Origin of the sequence: Micrococcus sp. HMSC067E09, from assembly GCF_001812555.1 — a bacterium.
GTDB lineage: Bacteria > Actinomycetota > Actinomycetes > Actinomycetales > Micrococcaceae > Micrococcus > Micrococcus lylae.
Map to the genome: position 1 here is coordinate 1 of NZ_KV809432.1, position 19,725 is coordinate 19,725.

17 protein-coding genes are annotated in these 19,725 nt (G+C 73.2%); 6 read left to right on the forward strand and 11 right to left on the reverse strand.

Annotation, left to right across the window (positions count from 1 at the left end):
* The first annotated feature begins 39 nt into the window (after nt 1-39).
* Both HMPREF2863_RS04720 and HMPREF2863_RS04725 read left to right on the forward strand, forming a co-directional pair.
* Nucleotides 40-519 (forward strand): hypothetical protein, encoded by a 480-nt coding sequence (locus HMPREF2863_RS04720; RefSeq protein WP_070638388.1) that lies wholly within the window; start codon nt 40-42, stop codon nt 517-519.
* The gene (locus tag HMPREF2863_RS04725) at nt 519-1,085 is read left to right on the forward strand and encodes an HIT family protein (protein WP_083315225.1); all 567 of its coding nucleotides are present in this window, start codon (nt 519-521) and stop codon (nt 1,083-1,085) included. Before HMPREF2863_RS04720 ends, HMPREF2863_RS04725 begins: the two co-directional genes overlap by 1 nt.
* Nucleotides 1,086-1,228: 143 nt before the next feature.
* Here HMPREF2863_RS04725 and HMPREF2863_RS04730 read toward each other — a convergent pair whose 3' ends face one another.
* From HMPREF2863_RS04730 to HMPREF2863_RS04755, 6 genes are all read right to left on the reverse strand, one after another.
* Nucleotides 1,229-2,293: a polyprenyl synthetase family protein gene (locus tag HMPREF2863_RS04730; protein ID WP_070638391.1), complete on the reverse strand. Its 1,065-nt coding sequence runs from the start codon at nt 2,291-2,293 to the stop codon at nt 1,229-1,231.
* On the reverse strand, nt 2,290-3,735 hold the full coding sequence (locus tag HMPREF2863_RS04735) for a geranylgeranyl reductase family protein (protein WP_083315226.1): 1,446 nt from the start codon (nt 3,733-3,735) through the stop codon (nt 2,290-2,292). Before HMPREF2863_RS04735 ends, HMPREF2863_RS04730 begins: the two co-directional genes overlap by 4 nt.
* On the reverse strand, nt 3,732-5,681 hold the full coding sequence (gene menD / locus HMPREF2863_RS04740) for a 2-succinyl-5-enolpyruvyl-6-hydroxy-3-cyclohexene-1-carboxylic-acid synthase (RefSeq protein ID WP_083315228.1): 1,950 nt from the start codon (nt 5,679-5,681) through the stop codon (nt 3,732-3,734). Before menD ends, HMPREF2863_RS04735 begins: the two co-directional genes overlap by 4 nt.
* 183 nt (nt 5,682-5,864) lie before the next feature.
* Nucleotides 5,865-8,000, reverse strand: a complete 2,136-nt coding sequence (locus HMPREF2863_RS04745) for a PhoX family protein (RefSeq protein ID WP_083315227.1) — start codon at nt 7,998-8,000, stop codon at nt 5,865-5,867.
* 276 nt (nt 8,001-8,276) lie between these two features.
* A complete protein-coding gene (locus HMPREF2863_RS04750; RefSeq protein WP_070638397.1) occupies nt 8,277-9,350 on the reverse strand; it encodes an o-succinylbenzoate synthase in 1,074 nt (357 codons plus the stop codon).
* 90 nt (nt 9,351-9,440) lie between these two features.
* Nucleotides 9,441-10,052 (reverse strand): hypothetical protein, encoded by a 612-nt coding sequence (locus tag HMPREF2863_RS04755; RefSeq protein WP_141756362.1) that lies wholly within the window; start codon nt 10,050-10,052, stop codon nt 9,441-9,443.
* A 128-nt stretch (nt 10,053-10,180) separates the two neighbouring features.
* Here HMPREF2863_RS04755 and HMPREF2863_RS04760 point away from each other — a divergent pair, with 128 nt between their 5' ends.
* The gene (locus tag HMPREF2863_RS04760) at nt 10,181-11,113 is read left to right on the forward strand and encodes a phosphatase PAP2 family protein (protein WP_070638403.1); all 933 of its coding nucleotides are present in this window, start codon (nt 10,181-10,183) and stop codon (nt 11,111-11,113) included.
* 178 nt (nt 11,114-11,291) lie between these two features.
* On the opposite strand, the gene HMPREF2863_RS04765 is transcribed toward HMPREF2863_RS04760, so the two are convergent.
* The 3 genes from HMPREF2863_RS04765 to HMPREF2863_RS04775 are packed head-to-tail and all read right to left on the reverse strand — an operon-like array spanning nt 11,292 to nt 14,973.
* The gene (locus HMPREF2863_RS04765; protein WP_070638405.1) at nt 11,292-12,764 is read right to left on the reverse strand and encodes a dihydrolipoamide acetyltransferase family protein; all 1,473 of its coding nucleotides are present in this window, start codon (nt 12,762-12,764) and stop codon (nt 11,292-11,294) included.
* Nucleotides 12,761-13,810, reverse strand: a complete 1,050-nt coding sequence (locus HMPREF2863_RS04770) for an alpha-ketoacid dehydrogenase subunit beta (protein WP_070638409.1) — start codon at nt 13,808-13,810, stop codon at nt 12,761-12,763. The genes HMPREF2863_RS04765 and HMPREF2863_RS04770 overlap by 4 nt, the downstream gene beginning before the upstream one ends.
* Nucleotides 13,811-13,812: 2 nt before the next feature.
* A complete protein-coding gene (locus tag HMPREF2863_RS04775) occupies nt 13,813-14,973 on the reverse strand; it encodes a thiamine pyrophosphate-dependent enzyme (protein ID WP_227718851.1) in 1,161 nt (386 codons plus the stop codon).
* Nucleotides 14,974-15,178: 205 nt separating this feature from the next.
* Here HMPREF2863_RS04775 and HMPREF2863_RS04780 point away from each other — a divergent pair, with 205 nt between their 5' ends.
* The gene (locus tag HMPREF2863_RS04780; RefSeq protein WP_067188594.1) at nt 15,179-15,643 is read left to right on the forward strand and encodes an Lrp/AsnC family transcriptional regulator; all 465 of its coding nucleotides are present in this window, start codon (nt 15,179-15,181) and stop codon (nt 15,641-15,643) included.
* A gap of 30 nt (nt 15,644-15,673) precedes the next feature.
* Here the strand turns inward: HMPREF2863_RS04780 and HMPREF2863_RS04785 are convergent, their stop codons facing one another.
* Together HMPREF2863_RS04785 and HMPREF2863_RS04790 are read right to left on the reverse strand one after the other, a co-directional pair.
* Entirely contained in the window at nt 15,674-15,997 is a 324-nt protein-coding gene (locus tag HMPREF2863_RS04785) for a YciI family protein (protein WP_067188566.1), read from the reverse strand.
* A 17-nt stretch (nt 15,998-16,014) separates the two neighbouring features.
* Nucleotides 16,015-17,313, reverse strand: a complete 1,299-nt coding sequence (locus tag HMPREF2863_RS04790; RefSeq protein WP_067188567.1) for an MFS transporter — start codon at nt 17,311-17,313, stop codon at nt 16,015-16,017.
* Nucleotides 17,314-17,393: 80 nt separating this feature from the next.
* Here HMPREF2863_RS04790 and HMPREF2863_RS04795 point away from each other — a divergent pair, with 80 nt between their 5' ends.
* Both HMPREF2863_RS04795 and HMPREF2863_RS04800 read left to right on the forward strand, forming a co-directional pair.
* Nucleotides 17,394-18,866: an NCS2 family permease gene (locus HMPREF2863_RS04795; RefSeq protein WP_067188569.1), complete on the forward strand. Its 1,473-nt coding sequence runs from the start codon at nt 17,394-17,396 to the stop codon at nt 18,864-18,866.
* A 44-nt stretch (nt 18,867-18,910) separates the two neighbouring features.
* Complete coding sequence (locus HMPREF2863_RS04800) at nt 18,911-19,654, forward strand: 3-hydroxyacyl-CoA dehydrogenase (protein ID WP_067188570.1); 744 nt, start codon at nt 18,911-18,913, stop codon at nt 19,652-19,654.
* Nucleotides 19,655-19,725: the final 71 nt, after the last annotated feature.

Consider the following 19,725-nt stretch of genomic DNA (forward strand, 5'->3'; position numbering starts at 1 on the left):
GTCATCAACGTGATGGCCGGGTACACCTAGACTGGCCGCATGCCTCCCAAGCCTCCCGCACCCGTGTACCTGCCCGGCTTCCAGAAGCTCGTCCCGGCCCTGCTCGGCGAGGACTGGGCGCACGACGACGGCCTGACCGGCGCCGAGGTCGACCGCCGCCTGGACGAGTCCCCGGCCGCCGAGCAGCTCGGCGAGGACCTGGTCCTGCCGGCCGCCCTGCGCGAGTTCTACCTCGCCCTCGGCAACTGCGGCGACCTGCTGGAGACCGCGCACTTCTTCTGGGACCCGGACGACCTCGAGGTCCGCGACGGCTTCCTGATGTTCCTCGAGGACGCCGAGGAGACCGTCGTCTGGGGCCTGCCCGTGGACAACCTGCCGCTGCCGGACCCGATCGTCTGGCGCCGCTCCTCCGGCGCCGATGACGAGGACGGCGAGTGGACCGACGAGGGCGGGACGTTCTCCGAGTTCGTCACCGACCTGCTCGCCTGGACCTTCGAAGACGAGGAGGAGGACCGCTGATGCCCTCCCAGACCCCGGGCTCCGCCGCCGGCTCCGCTCCGGAGGCCGACCCCGCCCGCTCCCCCGAGGCGCCGCGCGGCTCCGGCATCCCCTCTCAGGCCCCGGAGGGCTACGTCTGCCCGTTCTGCGGCCTGGTGGCCGGCGACTGCTCGGACCCGGGCAACCGTTGCGAGCTCGAGGACGTCGTCTACCAGGACGAGGACCTCGTGGTGCTCATCGCCTGCGACGGCTTCGGCGACCACGAGGGCCACGCGATGATCATCCCGGCCCAGCACTATGAGAACCTCTACGAGATGCCGGACCGGGTGCTGCAGCGTACCGCGCTGATGGCCCGTCAGGTCGCCTTGGCGATCAAGCGGGCGTGGAACTCGGAGGGCACCTCCACCCGCCAGCACAACGAGAAGGCCGGCAACCAGCACGTCTGGCACTACCACCTGCACGTGTTCCCCCGGTACTCCGGGGACATGCTCTACCGCCAGCTGCGGCACGCCGTGGATCCGGCCGTCCGCGCCGTGAAGGCGAAGGAGCTGGCCGCCGCCCTGGACGTGGGGCCGACCCGGCTCTGAGGCAGCCGTCCCGCTTCGAGCGCGAGCCCGCAACAACTGGTGAGGACACACCGTCAAAGTCGTCCAGAAGCGTGCCCTTGAGGGTGTGTCTTCACCAGTAGGCGACGCCGGTGGGCCCGGCTGGATCCACGCGGAGAACCGCCTCAGGAGGAGCGGTCGACCACGTAGTCGGCGAAGCCTGCGAGGGCGTCCTTCACCGCGGAGTCCGGCAGCGGCGCCAGGATCTGCTTGGCCCTCGCGGCGTGCGCGCGGGTCATCTCCCAGGCACGCTCCATCACCGGGTGGGCGGTCACGGCGGCGACAGCGGCGGCGAGCTGCTCATCCGTGTCCAGCGGGCCGTCCACGAGCTCGAGGGCCTCCCGGGCGGACTGCGCCTCGGCGCCGGCGCCCACGGCCGCGCCGCGCAGCAGGATGGTGGTCAGGGTCGGCACGCCCTCGCGCAGGTCGGTGCCGGGCGCCTTGCCGAGCTGCTCCTCGGTGGAGGTCAGGTCGATCAGGTCGTCGGCCAGCTGGAACGCCAGGCCGACCTCCTCGCCGTAGGCGGCCAGGATCTGCACGGTCTCCTCGTCCGCTCCGCCGAGCAGCGCGCCGAGCATGCCGGAGGCGGCGATCAGCGAGCCGGTCTTGCCGCCGATGACCTGGAGGTAGTGCTCGAGGTGGTCCTCGCCGTCCTGCACGCCGCGGGTCTCCCACAGCTGGCCCATGACGAGCCGCTCGAAGGTGTCGGACTGCACACGGACGGCACGTGGACCGAGCTCGGACATCAGCTGGGAGGCGCGGGCGAACACGAGGTCGCCGGCCAGGATCGCGGCGGAGTTGCCCCACAGGCGGTGGGCGGTCTCCACGCCGCGGCGCACGGGGGCCTCGTCCATGACGTCGTCGTGGTACAGGGTGGCCAGGTGGGTCAGCTCCATCACCACGGCGGCCTGACGGACCGCGGGGTTGACCGGGGCGACTTCCCCGGAGCCGAGCTCCGGGTCCGCGATGAGCGAGGCCATCACGGTGAGCACGGGGCGGATGCGCTTGCCGCCGGCGGTGAGCAGGTGGCGGGAGGAGGTCTCCGCGAAGACGTCGTCGCTCGTCAGGGCCTCGTGCAGCTGCGTCTCCACCGCGTCGAGGGCGTCGGTGACGGTGTCGAGCACGCGACCATGCCCGGCCAGCGATTCGAAGCCGGCGGGCAGGGTGAAGCCGTCAGTGGAGGTGGTCACCGTGCAAGCCTACCCAACCCGGCGGCCCGGTCCCCCACCGGCAGCGCGTCGGCCGTGGTCAGCGCGGGCGTGGCGGACTCGAGCAGCCGCACCAGGCGGTCCACGGCGTCCCCGCCGCGTGGGTCCACGAGGTTGCCCATCATGCGCACGACGATGCGGAACAGCGGCGGCGTGGACATGCCCAGGGCCAGGCCGGCGCGCATCACGGCAGGGTTGCCGATGAGCTGCGCGAACTGGCGGCCGAGCTGGAAGTGGCGGCCCCAGAGGTGCTGGGTGAGCACCGGGTAGCGCTGCAGCACGGCGTCCGCGCCGCGCGCGGTGCCGGCGGCCAGGGCCTGCACGGCCAGGTCCGCGGCGTGGCGGGCGGCCTCCATGGCGAAGCCGATGCCCTCGCCGTTGAACGGGGAGACCATGCCTGCGGCGTCGCCCACCAGGAGCATGCCGGGCACGTGCTGCGGGGTGCGGTTGAACGCCATGGGCAGGGCGGCGCCGAGGATCCGGGACTGCCGGGTGTCCTCACCGATGCCCCAGTCGGCCTCGAGGGCCCCGGTCCAGTCCTTCAGCAGCTGCCGGTAGTCCAGCTTCCCGAACTGCGGGGAGGTGTCCAGGATGCCGAGTCCGACGTTCACGGTGCCGTCGGCCAGGGGGAACAGCCAGCCGTAGCCCGGCAGCGGGTTGCCGTCCGCGTCCGGCAGGCGCAGCCAGGACTCCATCCACTCGGCGCGGTCGCCGGCCAGGACCGGAACGGCGCCGTCCGGTCCGGGGGCACCGGCGGTGTAGTAGGCGCGCACGGCCACACCCATGGGGCGGTCCTCGCGGCGGTGGATGCCGGCGGACACGGCGGCGCGGGTGGAGTTGCCGTCGCAGGCGAGGGTGATCGGGGCCTGCACGTGCACGCGGCGGCCGGTCCTGCGGCCGCGCTCGTCCAGCTGCTCGGCGGCCAGCCCGACCACACGCCCCGCCTCGTCCCGCAGCACCGAGCGCACGGCGTGGCGCTCACGCACCTCGGCCCCGGCGGTGCGGGCGTGCTCCACGAGCAGGCGGTCGAAGTCCTGGCGGGTGCGGGTCAGCGCGTAGTCCGGCCAGCTCTCGGTGGTCGGCCACGGCACATCCACGCCCCTGAGGCCGGCGCGCAGGCGCAGGCCGCGGATGCGCTGCCAGCCGCCGTCGTCCCCGGCCTCGCCGCAGTGGGGCACGCCGAGCAGCTGCAGCTCCTTCACGGCCTGCGGGGTGAGGCCGTCTCCGCACACCTTCTCCCGTGGGTGCGCGGTCTTCTCCAGCACCACCACGTGCACGCCCGCCCGCGCCAGGTGCCAGGCGGCGGTGGCGCCGGCGGGTCCGCCTCCGGCGATCACGACGTCGGCACGCACCGCCTCGGGCACCTCGCCGGGCTCGGTGGACGGGTCGGGCACAGTGTGCCGGTCATGGGGCCGGGGGTTCATGCGGTGACCTCCGTGGCGGTGGTGCGGGCGCCGTCGTCGGCGAAGGTGGCGCGGACGGCCTCAGCGAGCGCGGCGGCCACGCCGGGGCGGTCGGCGCGGTCGCAGCGGACCTCGATCAGGCGGCGTCCGCCGGTGTGGTCGGACAGGGCGTGGACGAGCTCGGCGCTGGTGGCGACGGGCACGTGCCGCACGCCGTAGGCGGCGGCGAGGGCGGCGAAGTCCACGGAGTGCGGGGTACCGAACAGGCGCTCGACGATCCCGCCCATGCCGGGGACCTGGGCGACCTGGCCGTGCTCGAGGCCGGCGAAGATCGCTCCGCCAGCGTCATTGACCACCACGAGGTCCAGGTCGGGCTCGTCCTCGTCGGTGCCGGCGAGCAGGCCGCCGGCGTCGTGCAGGGCGGTGAGGTCGCCGAGCAGGGCCACGGTGCGGCGCTGGCTGGCCAGAGCGACGCCCGCGGCGGTGGAGACGGTGCCGTCGATGCCGGCCAGGCCGCGGTTGGCGTAGACCTCGTTGTACGGGGTGGCCGGCGGGCGCCACGTGAGGTCCACGTCCCGGATCACGGACGAGGATCCGAGCACGAGCGGACCGTGCACCACGGAGGCACAGGTCTGGGCGGTCTGCTGCGGGGACATCCCGAAGCGGGGCTGCACGCCGAGCAGCACGTCCTCCACGGCGGACTGTGCGCGCATGGAGGCGGCCTGCCAGGCGTGGAGCCAGCCGGCCTCGCCCTGGCCGGCGAAGTCCGCCAGATCCTCCAGACAGGAGAAGAGCTCCTCCCGGCGGCGACCGGCCTCGAACCACGGGGCCGGTTCCGGGACGTAGAGGGCGGTGTCCACGTCCGCGCGGCGCAGCAGGGCTGCCACGGGACGGGTGAGGGTGGGGCGGCCGAAGAGGACCACCCGGTCGATGCGCTCGGCCAGCGGGTGCCCGGCAGGGCCGTCGGCGGCGCCCGCTCCCGCGGCAGGGCCGAGCAGCAGCGGGTAGGCCGCGATCGCGTTCACGCTGAAGCGGGCGTTGGAGCTGGGCTCGGCCAGCAGCGGCAGGCCGAGGGCCATGGCGAAGGCGGCGGCCACGGGGCCGGCGTCGTGCCCGGCGAGCACCACGGTCCGGCGCTCGGCACGGCCGGCGACCTGCAGCTCCGGGAAGCCGGACAGGTCCGTGCCGGCGGGACGCCACACCTGCACGGGCGCGGCCTTCTGCGCGGCGGCCAGGCAGCCGGAGAGGTCCGGCAGCGTGCCGGTCGACGGGTGCGCGTCCAGCACCTCGCCGCGGCCGGTCTCCGGCAGGACGTGCTCGGTGCCTGCCGGGGTGAGGGCCCCGATGCGGGCGGCCTCCGCGTCATCCGGGACCAGCGGCTCGGCGAAGTGCAGGTTCAGGTGCACCGGCCCGGCCGGGGCGTCCTGGACGGTCACGGAGCCGCCGTCCTCCGAGGCGAGGAAGCCGTCGGCGGCCAGGAGGGCCGAACGCACGCTGGAGGCGACGCGTGACAGGTGCGCGCCGCCGTCGTGCCCGTCCTCCGGCGAGGAGTGCAGGGACGCGGCGAAGCGGACGTGGTGCGGGAAGACCCCCGGCTGCTCGGTGGTCTGATTGGCGCCGGTGCCGACCATCTCGGCGGGACGGTCCGCCGTCAGCGCGACCACGCGCGTGCCGGCGTGGAAGGACTCCATCAGGGCCGGCAGCAGGTTGCCGACGGCCGAGCCGGACGTGGTCACCACGCCGACCGGGCGGCCTGAGCCCAGGGACAGGCCGTGGGCGAGGAAGCCGGCGGAGCGCTCGTCGACGCGCACGTGCAGGCGGACCTCGCCCGCGCGCTCGCAGGCGGCCAGCGCGTACACGAGCGGGGCCGAGCGGGAACCGGGGCAGATCACGACCTCCCGCATGCCGCCGTCGATCAGGGAGTGGACCACCGTGCGCGCCACGGCCAGGGAGTCGGCTGAAGTCATGGTGCCCACCAGTCTAGGCCGGTCCGCCCCGACGGACGGACCGGGCAGTGCGGGGCGAGACCGGCACGCAACGGGCTCCGCACGGGCACGGCCGAGGCCCGGACACCTGTGTGTCCGGGCCTCGGAAGGCGCCGGCGACGAGGGCTTGAAGTCCGCGTCGTCAGCGCTCAGCGGTCGGCGGCGTCAGCAGTCCGCGTCGTCGGCGGTGAACTGGCGGTCGTCGTTCCAGGCGCCGTTCTTGTGCATGCCGGAACGGTGCTCCCAGGCGGTCTGGTCCTCGGTCAGCCACACCTGCACCACGGACGGGCGCGGAGCACGGACCTTGTCCCCCACCTGGATCGGCCCGTTAGCCGGAAGGTGGTCGGGCCACAGGGACGTGTGGGCGCCCCACTCGCCGTCCTCGCCCGGGTGCTGCACGTTGACGAACACCGAGTTGTCCAGGTCGTGGATGACCGGGCCGCAGGTCTCGGCGTCGCGCGGCACGGACAGGAACTGGGCCACGCGGCCACGGTCCGGGCCCTGCAGGACGACCTTGTGGAGGGCGTCGCCGTAGCCGATGGTGCCGGGGGCGCCGTCGGTGGAGATCCACAGGTTGCCGCGCGAGTCGAACGCGAGGTTGTCCGGGCAGGAGATCGGCGAGACCTTCTCCTTCGGGTAGCCCTGGAAGTACACGGAGGAGGACATGCGCGGGTCGCCTGCCAGCAGCAGGATGTTCCACACGAAGGAGGTGGCGGTGTGGTCTCCGCCGGCCTCCTCCATCTCCACCACGTGGCCGTCGCGGTTGCCGACCACCGGGTTGACCTCGTCCACCTCGGTGCGGTCCTTGTTGTTGGTCAGCGCCATGTAGACGCGGCCGTTCACCGGGTTGGTCTCCACGTCCTCCGGACGGTCCATCTTGGTCGCGCCGACCTTGTCCGCGGCCAGGCGGGTGTTGATGAGCACCTCGGCCACGGTGAAGCCGGGGACGAAGGACTCGGTGTCCGAGGTCAGCGCGATCCACTCGCCACAGCCGTCGAAGCGACCGTCGGAGGGGAGGGTGCCCTTGCCGTCGATCTGCGCTGCCGGGGAGTCCCCGGTGAACTTCGCCACGTACAGGGTGCCGGCGGAGAGCAGGCCCATGTTGTGCTTCTTGTCGCCCTCCACGTAGGTGCCGGCGGAGACGAACTTGTACAGGTAGTCATGGCGCTGGTCGTCACCGGAGTAGACGACCACCTTGCCGTTGTCCGCGACGACGGCGGTGCCGGCCTCGTGCTTGAAGCGGCCGAGCATGGTGTGCTTCACCGGCGTGGAGGTCGGGTCCTCGGGGTCGATCTCCACGATCCAGCCGAAGCGGTTGCCCTCGTTGACGTAGCCCTCGTTGCGCAGGTCGAAGCGCGGGTGGAACTTCTCCCAGCCGCGGGCGGTCGGCTCGTCGGCGTAGCCGATGCGCTCCTGGGCCTCGTTGTTGGTCACCGGGCCGTTGAAGTAGCCGTCGAAGTTCTCCTCACCGGAGAGCACGGTGCCCCACGGGGTGAACCCGCCGGCGCAGTTGCCGAGGGTGCCGAGCACCTTGGTGCCGGTCGGGTCCTCCGCGGTCTTGAGCAGCTCGTGGCCGGCCGCCGGGCCGTCCACGGTGAACTCCGTCATGCCGGTGATGCGGCGGTTGCGGGCGCCGCCGCGGACGTACTCCCACTTGCTGCCCACGGAGTCGCGGCGCAGCTCGACCACGGAGAGGCCATGGGCGGCCAGGCCGATGTCGGCGACCTCCTGCGGGTTGGCCTCGATGAACTCCGGGGAGAACATGATGTTCTCGTTGGTGTACTCGTGGTTGGACACCAGCAGGCCGGTCAGGCCGGTCTCGTCGTCGGCCTGGACTGCGAGGAAGTCGCAGTTGTACCCGAACTGCTTCGCCTGGGCGGCGGCGGTCTGGGCCTCGATCTGGAACTCCGGGGAGTCGGCGAAGAGCGGGTCGCCCCAGCGGAGGATGACCCCGTGGTCGTAGCCGGCCGGGACCGTCATCTGGTCCACCACACGGGAGACCGGGTTGATGGCGGTGAACGGCAGGGTTCCGGCGCCGGTGGAGCCGTTGGCCGGGGCCACGGCGAGCGCCTGGGCGGATTCGGGGCGGGCGACGGAGGCACCCACGACCACGGCGGCGGCCAGGCCTCCGCCCAGGGCCATGCGGCGCGAGATGGCCCTCTCCGCGACGTCGCGGAAGGTCTCGTTCTCCGAGCGGTTCGGGACGGGCTTGGCGCAGGCGTTGGCGCACTTGAGCTCGCAGGTGACGGCGGAGCGGTTGCCCCGGGTGTGGCCGACCATCGGCAGGAGGCGCTTGAGCATGACGTTCCCTTCGGTGCATGGGGACGGCCCGTGTCCGGACCGCGAGGAGTGTCGGGGCTTCACGACGGCGGCCGCTGCCGTACCCGTGCGCGACGCCCACCGCCACTGTGCGCGGCCCACGTCACGGTGGGCTGACGCCTGGACGACCGGCAGGTGAACGTGTGCGAACCGCCAGTTTTCGTCACGATGACATGCTGTAATCCCGGAGTGAGCGGGCCGGTCCCTCGCACTTCTCGGCGATGTCGGGGCCGGGCGGCCGAACCGCTCGGCCCCGCCTCAGTGCTGCGCGGCGAGCACGGCGTGCGCGCCGTGGACGCGGCGGGCCCACCGGTCGTGGCTCGCGGCGTCGGCGCGAACGGCCTCGAGCAGGGCGGGGTCCGGCTCGGGCGCGCTCACGCCGGGGACGGGCAGCATGCCGCCGGACGGGGTCCAGGCCGGGTCGCAGACGTCCCGGGAGAACAGGGCGCCGGTGCCCAGCCCGCAGGCGAAGGGCAGTCGGGGCAGGTGCGCGGCGAGCGCCGCCGACCCGGCCAACCCGACGGAGGTGTCCAACGCGCTGGAGACCACGGCGTCCAGGCCGGCGGCCTCCACGATCGCCGCGGCCCGGCGCACCCCGCCCAGCGGCTGCACCTTCACCACGATCAGGTCGGCCGCATCGGCCTGCGCGACCGCGAGCGGGTCGGCCTCCTTGCGCACGGCCTCGTCCGCGGCGATCCGGGTGGGCACCCCGCGCTCGCGCAGCTCCCGGCGCACGGCGGCCAACGGCTCGATCCCCGGCACCGGCTGCTCGGCGTACTCCAGCCCCACGTCCTCGAGCTCGGTGAGCACGTCCACCGCCTGCTCGTGCGTCCAGCCCATGTTGGCGTCCACGCGCAGGGAGGCCTGCGGCAGCAGCTCCCGGACTCGACGCACGCGGGCCAGGTCCTCCTCCCGGGAGCCGGCCACGAGCCGCCCGTCCGGTCCGTGCTCAGCGACCTTCACCTTCACCGCGGTGATGCCCTCCCCGTACGTCGCCAGGACGCGTTCCACGTCCTCGGCGGCCACCGCCGGGACGGTCGCGTTCACGGGCACGGCGTCCCGCACCGGCTCCGGCCAGCCCTGCCAGCCTGCCTCGACCGCCGCGGCCATCCAGCGCGAGGACTCCTCGTCCCCGTACTCCGGGAAGGGCGAGAACTCGGCCCAGCCGGCCGGTCCGTGCAGCAGCAGCGCCTCCCGCCGGGTGGTCCCGCGGAACCTCACGGTCATCGGCAGGGACACGGCCACGGCATGCTCGAGCAGCTCCTCCACGCTCGGCAGGGACGGCCCCCCAGGGGCACCGGGCAGCGGAGGCAGGACGGTGTCGGCGCTCATGCTCCCCAGTCTAGGAACGCCCCCGGCCACAGGCCCGGGCGGGCCGGACGCGGACGGCGGACGGCCGTCGTCGGGACACCGCCGGGGCCGTCAGCGCGCGGCGAGGTACCCGAGCCTCCGGGCCACGGCCACCGCGCGCCCGTGCGAGCCCAGCACGCCCTCGAGCGCGCCGACCACCTGGCCGAGCACCTCCTCGGTCAGCCGCCAGTCCACAGTGAACGGGTCGTCGGCACCGGCCCACACACGCCCCACCGCGCACAGGGCCAGGGTCATCTCGGCCAGGTCCCGGAACACGGGCTCGGGCTCGTCCAGGCGGTCCTCCCAGCCCTCCTCGCCGGCCATGAGGACCGCGCCGGTGGAGGCCTCGTGGATGAACGGGTCGCCGCCCTGGAGCGCGACCACGGTCCAGTCGTCGTTCCAGTCGACCAGGCGGGCCCCCGTGCGGCGGGACCAGCGGAAGCCGGCCTGCTCGTCCCAGAGGCGCTCGAGCGGGAAGAACAGGAAGGGAAGCCCCAGGGTGTCCACCTCCACCCAGCCCGGCCCCACCTGGCGGTAGTAGGCGGCCAGCGCCGGGGCCAGCGGCTCTTCGGAGCCCCACTCGATCGGCTCCTGGCGGAAGACCGGCCCGTGCACGGCCAGGGCGTCCCGTGCGGCGGCGAGGGCGGCGGAGGACGGGGCGGGGGCGGAGGCTGCGGGCTGCATGCCGTCAGGCTCACACGCCCCGGCGAACCCTGCCCCCAGGTGAGGGGACGGGCCGGTGAGCATTCCGTGAAGGGAAGGTGGCGCGTTCCGTCACAGGGTTTCCCAGGCGGGACCGCCATGATGGAGACATGCACCCCGACCCGTTCGAGTCCGCGCACCCGGCTCCGGCCGGCCCCCGCCCCACCCGCTGGTGGCTGTGGCTGCTCGGAGCGCTGCTGTGTGCCCTCGCGGTGGTCGCCGTGTTCCAGACGTTCGTGAGATCGAGCACCGGCCAGGTCCTCGAGTACCGCGCGTTCCAGGCCGTGGAGCCGGCGCCCGGCGACGCGTTCGGTCCGTCCCCGGCCACCACCGCCCTCACGTACGCCCCGTACGTGGCCCTGGGCTGCGCGGCGCTGGGCGTCGCAGTGCAGCTGTCCCGCCGCCGCTGGCAGTCCGCCGTGGCCGTGGTGGCCGCGGCGGTCGGCGCGAACGTCACCACCCAGGTCCTCAAGCACGGCCTGGAGCGCCCCTACTTCGACAACGGCGTCCCCTATGTGGTGGGCAACTCTCTGCCGTCCGGGCACACGACCCTGGCCGCCACCGCCGCCGCGGTCCTCCTGCTGACCGCCCCCGTGCGCTGGCGTCCGCTCGCCGCGCTCGTCGGCGCCGTGCTGACCGGGGTGATCTCCTCCACGGCGTTCCTGGAGGCCTGGCACCGCCCGTCGGACATGGTCGCGGCCGTCGCGGTGGCCGCAGGCTGGGCCTTCCTCGCCGCCCCGTTCGTCCAGCGCGAGGACGGGATCGACCGCGGCCAGACGGCCTCCCCCACCGCCTGCGAGGTGGTCCTGTGGGCCGCCGGCATCCTGGGCGTGACCGCCTCGGCCGTGCTGCTGGGCATGGCCGTGTCCACGGCGGACCCCGGCCCCTCCCCCGGCCCGATCGCCCTCACCGCCGGCGTGGTCATCTGCGTGACCCCGGCCCCGCTCGCCTGGGCCGCGCTGGTCACGTCGCTGCGCCATGAGCGCCGCTGGCAGCGCCGCCGCACCCGCCGGCGTCCGCGCCCGTACGCGCGCGCCTTCTGAGCCCCTCCGCATCCCCTCCCGTCCCTTCCCGACGACGGCACCGCCCTCCGGCGACGGCCCTCGCCGTCCTCGTCCCACTGCGCCGGCACGACGACGGGCCCGGGAGGCGACCGGTGAAGGTCGCCTCCCGGGCCCGTCCGCCTTGAAAGGGTGCCCCGCCCCCGTAGGCGGGGTCCGATCAGATCTCGGCCAGGGCCGCGGTCGGGTCGTTCAGGCAGCCGGCCACGAACGTGAGGAACGCGGAGGCCGTGGCGCCGTCGGTGACGCGGTGGTCGAAGGTCACGGTCATCTCGGTGACCTTGCGGACCTGGATCTGCCCGTCCACGACCCACGGGCGGTCGATGATGCGGCCGATGCCCAGCATGCCCACCTCGGGGATGTTGAGGATCGGAGTCGCACCGTCGGTGCCCAGCGGACCGTAGTTGTTCAGGGTGAAGGTGCCGCGGGTCAGCTCGGCCGGGGAGGCCTTGCCCTCGCGGGCCCGGCCCACGGTCTCGGCGATCGCGGCGTTCAGCTCCGCGGCACAGAGACGCTCGGCGTGCTCGATGGACGGGACCATCAGGCCGCGGTCGGTCTGCACGGCGAGGCCGAGGTTGACGCCCTCGAACTCGACGATCTCCTCCCTGCCGCCCGCACCGGTCTCGATGCGGGCGTTCATCACCGGGTACTTGCGCAGGCCGGCGACGGTGAAGCGGGCGATCAGGCCGAGCAGCGACGGGGCGTTCTCCGGATCCTTCGCCTTGAGCGCCTGACGGAGCTCCAGCAGGCCGGTGACGTCCACGTCCATCCACGCGGTGACCTCGGGGACCTCGCGGCGGGACCGGGCCATCTGGTCCGCGATCGCCTTGCGCACGCCGGTGATGGGGGTGCGCTCGGCGACGCGCAGGCCCGAGCGCGAGTCCTGCTCGCCCACGGCGCCGGAGGCGGCCGGGGCGGAGGACGCCGCCGGGGCGGCCTGGGCCGGGGCGGAGGCGCCGCCGGAGATCGCACCCATCACGTCGGCGCGGGTGATCAGCCCCTCGGGGCCGGTGCCGGTGAGAGTCGCGACGTCCACACCGTTGTCCCGGGCGAGCTTGCGCACGATCGGCGACACCACACGCGGGGCCTGCCCCGAGCCGGAGGCGGCCGGCGAGGACGAGGCGGGGACCGTCGTCCTGCCCCGGCCGCGCTTGCGCTTGGACGGGCGGGTGCGGCCCGTGGCGCCGTGGCCGGAGGTGCCGTAGCCGATCAGGACGTTGCCGGAGGCCTCCTCGTCCGAGCCGGCGACGTCGCCGTCGCCGCCCCGGGCCTTGTCCGGGGCGGGCTGGCCCGTGCCGGGTTCCATGACGCCCGCGCGCTCCTCCTCGCGGTAGGACAGCGCGCCGGGCCGCTCGTCCGCGGCGGGGCCGGCATCGGCGCCGCCGTCGGTCTCCCCGGCCTCGCCGACGGTGATCAGCGGCAGGCCGACCTCCATGGTCTCGCCCTCGGAGCCGTGCAGGGTGAGGACGGTGCCCTCGAACGGGCACGGCACCTCCACGAGCGCCTTGGCGGTCTCCACCTCGGCGATCGGCTGGTCCACGGCGACTTCGTCGCCCTCGGCCACGAGCCAGCGGACCAGGTCCGCCTCGGTCAGGCCCTCGCCCAGGTCGGGCAGGTTGAAGGTCTTGCTCATGCGTCGGCCTCCTCAGAGTCCAGGTCCCAGTTCAGGTCGTCGATGGCATCGAGGATGCGGTCGACGTTCGGCAGGTGGTGCTCCTCGAGCTTCGGCGCCGGGTACGGGATGTCCCAGCCGGTCACGCGCAGCACCGGGGCGGCCAGTGAGTGGAAGCACTCCTTCTGGATCCGGGCCACCAGCTCGGAGGCCACGGAGGCGAAGCCCTGCGGCTCGGCCACGACGACGGCGCGGCCGGTCTTCGTCACCGACCTCACGATGGTTGCCTCGTCCAGCGGGTTGATGGTGCGCAGGTCCACGACCTCCACCGAGCAGCCCTCCTCCTCGGCGGCCTTGGCAGCGGCCACACAGGTGGGCACGGACGGGCCGTAGGACACCAGGGTGACGTCGGTGCCGGTGCGGGCCACGGCGGCGCGCGCCCAGCCCTCGGCGTCGGTCTCGGCCTTCTCGGCCTCGGCCCAGCGGGCCTCGAACTCGGCGCGCAGCTCGTCCAGGTCCAGGTCGGCCTTGGACCAGTAGAGCTTCTTCGGCTCCATGAAGACCACCGGGTCGTCCGAGCGGACCGCCCAGCGCAGCATCAGGTAGGCGTCGGCCACGGTGGCCGGGGTGTAGACCTTCAGCCCCGGGGTGTGGGCGTAGTAGGACTCGGAGGAGTCGCAGTGGTGCTCCACGCCGCCGATGCCGCCGCCGTAGGGGATGCGGATGGTGATCGGCATGGGCGTGGCGCCCTTGGTGCGGTTGCGCATCTTGGCCACGTGCGAGGCGATCTGCTCGAAGGCCGGATACGCGAACGCGTCGAACTGCATCTCGATCACCGGGCGGGCGCCGCCGAGGGCCATGCCCACGGCCATGCCGGCGATGCCGGACTCGGCCAGCGGGGTGTCGAAGCAGCGGTCGTCGCCGAAGCGCTGGGTGAGGCCGTCGGTGATGCGGAAGACGCCGCCGAGGGTGCCCACGTCCTCGCCGAAGACGACCACCATGTCGTCCGCGGCCATCTCATCGGCCAGGGCCGCGTTCAGCGCGGCCGCGAAGGTCAGGTTCGCCATGCTCAGGCCTCCTTGGTCTCGGAACGGGACAGCTCCTCCGCCAGCTGGGCGCGCTGAGCGGCCAGCTGCGGGGTCTGCACGGTGTAGACGTGGTCGAACAGCTCCAGCGGGTCGAGCTCCACGTCGGTGTTCATCGCATCACGCAGCGAGGCGGCGACCTGCTCCGCGTCCGCGGTGATGGACTCGGCGACCTCGTCGGTCAGCACGCCGCGGTCGGTGAGGAACGCGGACATCCGACGCAGCGGATCGCGGGCCTCCCACTCCTTCACCTCGGCGTCCTCGCGGTAGCGGGTGGCGTCGTCCGCGTTGGTGTGGGACTGCATGCGGTAGGTGTCCGCCTCGACCAGGAAGGGGCCGCCGCCGTTGTGGCACAGCTCCACGGCACGGCCGAGCACGGCCAGCAGGGCGGCCAGGTCGTTGCCGTCCACGCGCTCGCCGGCGAGGCCGTAGCCCACGGCCTTGTGGGCCAGGGACGGGGCGGCGGACTGGCGGGCCAGCGGCACGGAGATCGCGTACTTGTTGTTCTGCACGAAGAAGATCACCGGCAGCTTGAACACGGCGGCGAAGTTGAGGGCCTCATGGAAGTCGCCCTCGGAGGTGCCGCCGTCGCCGACCATGGCGAGCACGGTCACGTCCTCACCGCGCAGGCGGGCGGCCTTGGCCAGGCCCACGGCGTGCAGCAGCTGGGTGGTCAGCGGGGTGGACTGCACGGAGACCTTGTACTCCTGCGGGTCGTAGCCCTGGTGCCAGGTGCCCTGGTAGGCGACCATCACCTCGGTGGCGGGGACGCCGCGGGACATCACGGCCACGGTGTCGCGGTAGGTCGGGAAGAGCCAGTCGTCCTTGCGCAGGCAGACGGCGGCGGCGACCTCGGAGGCCTCCTGGCCGTGGGAGGACGGGTAGACGGCCATGCGACCCTGACGCACGAGGGCGTAGGCCTGGTCGTTCACGCGGCGGCCGATCACCAGGTGACGGTAGGCCTCCAGCAGGGCCTCGTCGGACGGCATCGGGTACTCGTGGCCGGGCTCGACGTCCTGCTCCTCGGGGGACAGCGCGGTGCCGTCCTCGGCGACGAGCTGGATGCGACGGGTCGCCGGCAGCAGGTACTCCTCCAGCGTGATGCCGAACGAGTCATGCGGCGCAGACGCGGTGTTGTGGCTCATGGGCACTCCTTTCCAGAATCGCCTCATTCTGACCTGAACGGGCCAATCTGTTCACCGGAGCGGCGTGACTTGCATACAGTTCGCTTGATTCATGGACCCTGGATGGACATTCCGTTAGAGTGGCGTACGGCACACGCACAGATGTCCGCCGTTCTCCGCTGCGGGAGACGGCGTCTGCGCAGGATCTGAGGAGAGAGTGCACACCATGGAACTGGACGCCACGGACCGCGCGATCATCGCCGAGCTCAGCCGGGACGGGCGGCTCTCCGTCGCCGCCCTCGCCGAGCGCGTCCACGTCTCCCGCGCGCACTGCTACTCCCGTCTGAACCGGCTGCAGGACGCCGGCGCCATCACAGGCTTCACGGTCACGGTGGACCCGGAACGGCTCGGCTTCGGCGCCTCCGCGCACGTGGCCCTGAAGCTGCGCCAGCACAACTGGCGCGAGCTGCGCGCCCAGCTGCTGGCCGTCCCGGAGGTCAGCCAGGTGTCCCTGGTCGGCGGCAACATGGACGTGATGATCATGGTGCGCGCCCGGAACATCGCGGACCTGCGCCGGGTGGTGTTCGAGCACCTGCAGGCACTGCCCGGCGTGGTGGACACCCAGACGTACATGATCTTCGAGGACCACACCTCCGCCCGATACCTGGAGGACCGCCCCGAGCGGAGCTGAGCCCCGGGACCGACGCCCCGGGACCGGGCCTCAGAAGCGGCCGGCGAGCGGGGCGTCGTCGCCCTCGACCCAGGCGCCCATCGGCGGCGCCCACGGCCGGACGTCCACGGTGGCCACGAGGCCCTCCTTCTGGAAGGGGTCCTCCGCGAGGGCGATGCGGGCGTCGTCCGCGGAGTCGGCGCGGAGCACCAGCAGCGCGGCGGGCTGGACGCCCTCCTGCTCCGGGTACGCGCCGGCGAGCAGCACGACCCCGTCCGCGGCCAGCGAGCGCAGGAAGGCCCGGTGATCGGCGCGGTGGGCGTCGCGGCCGGCGGAGTCGTCGGTGTAGGTGTAGTGCACGGCGAAGACGGTCATGGCGTCAGTGTGGCACGTCACGCCCGCCGTCGGGACTCCGTGCCGCCCTGCGGACGGTACACCGACCCGGGGCCGCCCGGCAGCAGCACCCGGAAGCCGACCGACCCGGCCGCCGCCAGCCCGGCGAGCGCGAGGATGCCGCCGGCCAGGCCGACCACGCCGGTCACCGCGGACAGCAGCAGCGGACCGGTGACCATGCCGGTGTCCGAGACGATGCGCCAGATGCCCAGGAACTGCGCCCGGCCGTGGGCCGGCGAGTAGTCGGCGCCGAGGGTCATGACGATGCCGGAGCCGAAGCCGTTGCCCAGGCCGACCAGCAGCGAGGCGCAGAGCAGGGTGACGAACGAGTCGCTCAGCGGGATCAGCGCGAAGCCCACGGCCATCACGCCCAGGCAGGGCACGGCCACGGCACGGCGCCCGAAGCGGTCCATGAGCCAGCCGGACGGGTAGAACATGAGCACGTCCACAAGGGCGGAGAGGCCGAAGATCAGGGACGTGGTGGCCGGGTCGATCCCCAGGTGCGCCGCCCACAGCGGCACCACCGCGGCACGGCAGACGCGGGTGGCGGACAGCGTCATCACGCACAGGCCCACGGTGGACAGCAGCTTCACGTGCGTGGCGGCCATGTGCCGCAGGGTCTCGGCCGGCAGCGGGATGCCCTGGGTGTCCAGGGCCTGCTCCTCCTCGAGCTCCTCGATGAAGAAGCTCATGCCCACGCCCACGGCCATGGCCACGGCGGCGGCCGCGAACGCGCCGGGCAGGCCCATCCAGGACTGCAGGCCGGCGCCGAGGAAGGGGCCCACGAGGGTGCCGATGCGGATGGTGCCGCCGAGCAGGGACATCGCCCGCGCCCGGTGCGTCACCGGGACCGCGGCCGCCAGATAGGACTGCCGGGCCAGGTTGAACCCGGAGCCGGCCGCCCCGACCATGAACACCCCCGCCAGCAGCAGCGGCAGACCCCACTGCTGGGGCAGGCCGGCCGCCTCGTGCCAGCGGGACGTGGTCCCCCAGGCCAGCAGCGCGGCGGCGGCACCGAGGAACGCGGACGCGATGATCGTCCGCCGCTCCCCCACCCGGGAGACCAGCAGCGCGGCCGGGCCGTTCATCAGCAGGCCGCCGACGCCGATCAGCACCACCACCGCGGCCGCCAACGCGGGCGCCGCACCGAAGTCGAGGGCCGCCGTGGCCACCGCCGGCATCATCGCACCCAGGCCGATCGCATAGACGGTGGAGGGCGCGTAGATCTGGAAGGCCCCCGCCAGGGGGCCGCCGCGCGGGGAGGGGGCGGAGCCGTCGTCGTGGTGCCGGGAAGTCATCAAGGGGCGAGCCTACTCCCCGCGGCGTCACGGCTCGCAGGCACGTCCACGCGCCTCACTACGATGGGCCCATGCCTCGCATGCCCTCCTCCGCAGCCCCCGCCGGGACCGCCTCCGGCCGCGGCGCCCTCGACCGCTACTTCCGCCTCACCGAGCGCGGCTCCACCCTCGGGCAGGAGTTCCGCGGCGGCCTCGCCACCTTCCTGGCGATGAGCTACATCATCGTGCTGAACCCGCTCGTGCTGTCCGGGACGGATTCGGCCGGCGGCGAGCTCGGCATCCCCCGCGTCGCCGCCGTCACCGCACTGGCGGCCGGCATCTTCACCATCGTCATGGGCCTGTGGGCACGGCACCCGTTCGCGCTCGCCGCGGGCCTGGGCATCAACGCGTTCCTGTCCATCACGATCGCCACCACGCCGGGCCTGACCTGGCCGTCCATCATGGGCCTGGTGGTGCTCGCCGGCCTGATCATGGCCGTGCTCGTGGCCACCGGATTCCGCCGTGCGGTGTTCGACGCGGTGCCGCCGGCTTTGAAGACGGGCATCGTGGTGGGCATCGGCCTGTTCATCGCCCTGATCGGCCTGGTCAACGCCGGCTTCGTGCGCCGCCTCCCGGACGCCGCCGGCACCACCGTCCCCGTCGGCCTGGGCACCGGCGGCGAGCTCGAGGGCTGGCCGGTCCTCGTGTTCATCGTGGGCCTGGCGCTGACCGCAGTCCTGGTGATCCGGAAGGTGCGCGGCGCCATCCTCATCGGCATCGTGGCCGCCACCGTGCTGGCCAACGTCCTGGAGGCCGTCTTCCACATCGGCCCGTCCGTGGACGACGCCGGCAACGCCAACCCCACCGGCTGGTCCCTGGTGGCCCCGTCCATGCCGGAGTGGACCGCCCCGGACCTGTCCCTGCTCGGCCAGGTCAGCCTGTTCGGCGCGTTCCAGGAGGTCGGCGGGCTCATGGCCGCGCTGCTGGTGTTCGCCATCCTGCTGTCCGTGTTCTTCGATGCCATGGGCACCTCGGTGGGCCTGGCCCGCGAGGCCGGCACCGTGAATCCGGACGGCTCCATCCCGGATCTGAACCGCGTGCTCATGGTGGACGCCCTGGCCGTGGCCGGAGGCGGCGGCGCCTCGGGTTCGGCCAACCAGATCTTCGTGGAGTCCGGCACCGGCATCGGCGAGGGCGCCCGCACCGGCATCGCCTCCGTGGTGACGGGCGTGCTGTTCCTGCTCGCCATGTTCCTCACCCCGCTGATCCACCTGGTGCCGTTCGAGGCCGTGGCCCCTGCGCTCGTGGTGGTCGGCTTCATGATGGCCTCCCAGGCTGTGGACATCGACTGGAACGACTGGGGCGCCGCCTTCCCGGCCTTCCTCACCTTCATCCTCATGCCGTTCACCTACTCGATCGCCAACGGCATCGGCGCCGGCATGATCGCCTACGCCGTGATCCGCACCGGCCAGGGCCGGGCGAAGGAGGTCCACCCGCTGCTGTGGCTCGTGGCCCTCGCCTTCGTCTTCTACTTCGGCATGGGCGTTTTCCGCGGAGTCCTCGGGCTAGGCTGAGTGTGACCGGAACCACCGACCCCCACTGACCACGGAGGACATCCATGCAGTTCAAGGACCGCACGTTCATCGTCACCGGAGGCGCCTCGGGCCTCGGCGCCGCCACCGCCCAGGCCCTGCTGGCCGAGGGCGCGAAGGTGGTCGTCGTGGACCTCAAGGGCCAGGCCCCGGAGGGCGCCGTGATGGTCGAGACGGACGTGACGAACGAGGAGCAGGTGGCGAACGCCGTCAAGGTCGCCACCGAGCAGGGCGCGCCGCTGGCCGGCGTGGTCAACTGCGCCGGCATCGCCACCGCCGAGAAGACCCTCGGCCGCGAGGGCGTGCTGCCGCTGGAGAACTTCACGCGCACCATCAACATCAACCTCATCGGCACCTTCAACGTGATCCGCCTGGCCGCCGAGGCCATGGCGCAGAACGAGCCGGGCGAGGACGGCGAGCGCGGCGTCATCATCAACACCGCGTCCGTGGCCGCCTTCGACGGCCAGATCGGCCAGGCCGCCTACTCGGCCTCCAAGGGCGGCGTGGCCGCGATGACCCTGCCGCTGGCCCGCGAGTTCGCCCGCAACGGCATCCGCGTCGTGACCATCGCCCCGGGCATCTTCTGGACCCCGATGATGGCCGGACTCCCGGAGAAGGCGCAGGCCTCCCTGGCCGAGCAGATCCCGTTCCCCTCCCGCCTGGGCACCCCGGAGGAGTACGCGGCGCTGGCCAAGCACATCGTCGAGAACCGCATGCTCAACGGCGAGGTCATCCGCCTCGACGGCGCCGTCCGCATGGCCCCGCGCTGATCCGCAGGCCCCCGGCGTCTGCCCGGGACACAGGCACGACGACGGCCGCCCGCCCTCCGTACGGAGGGCGG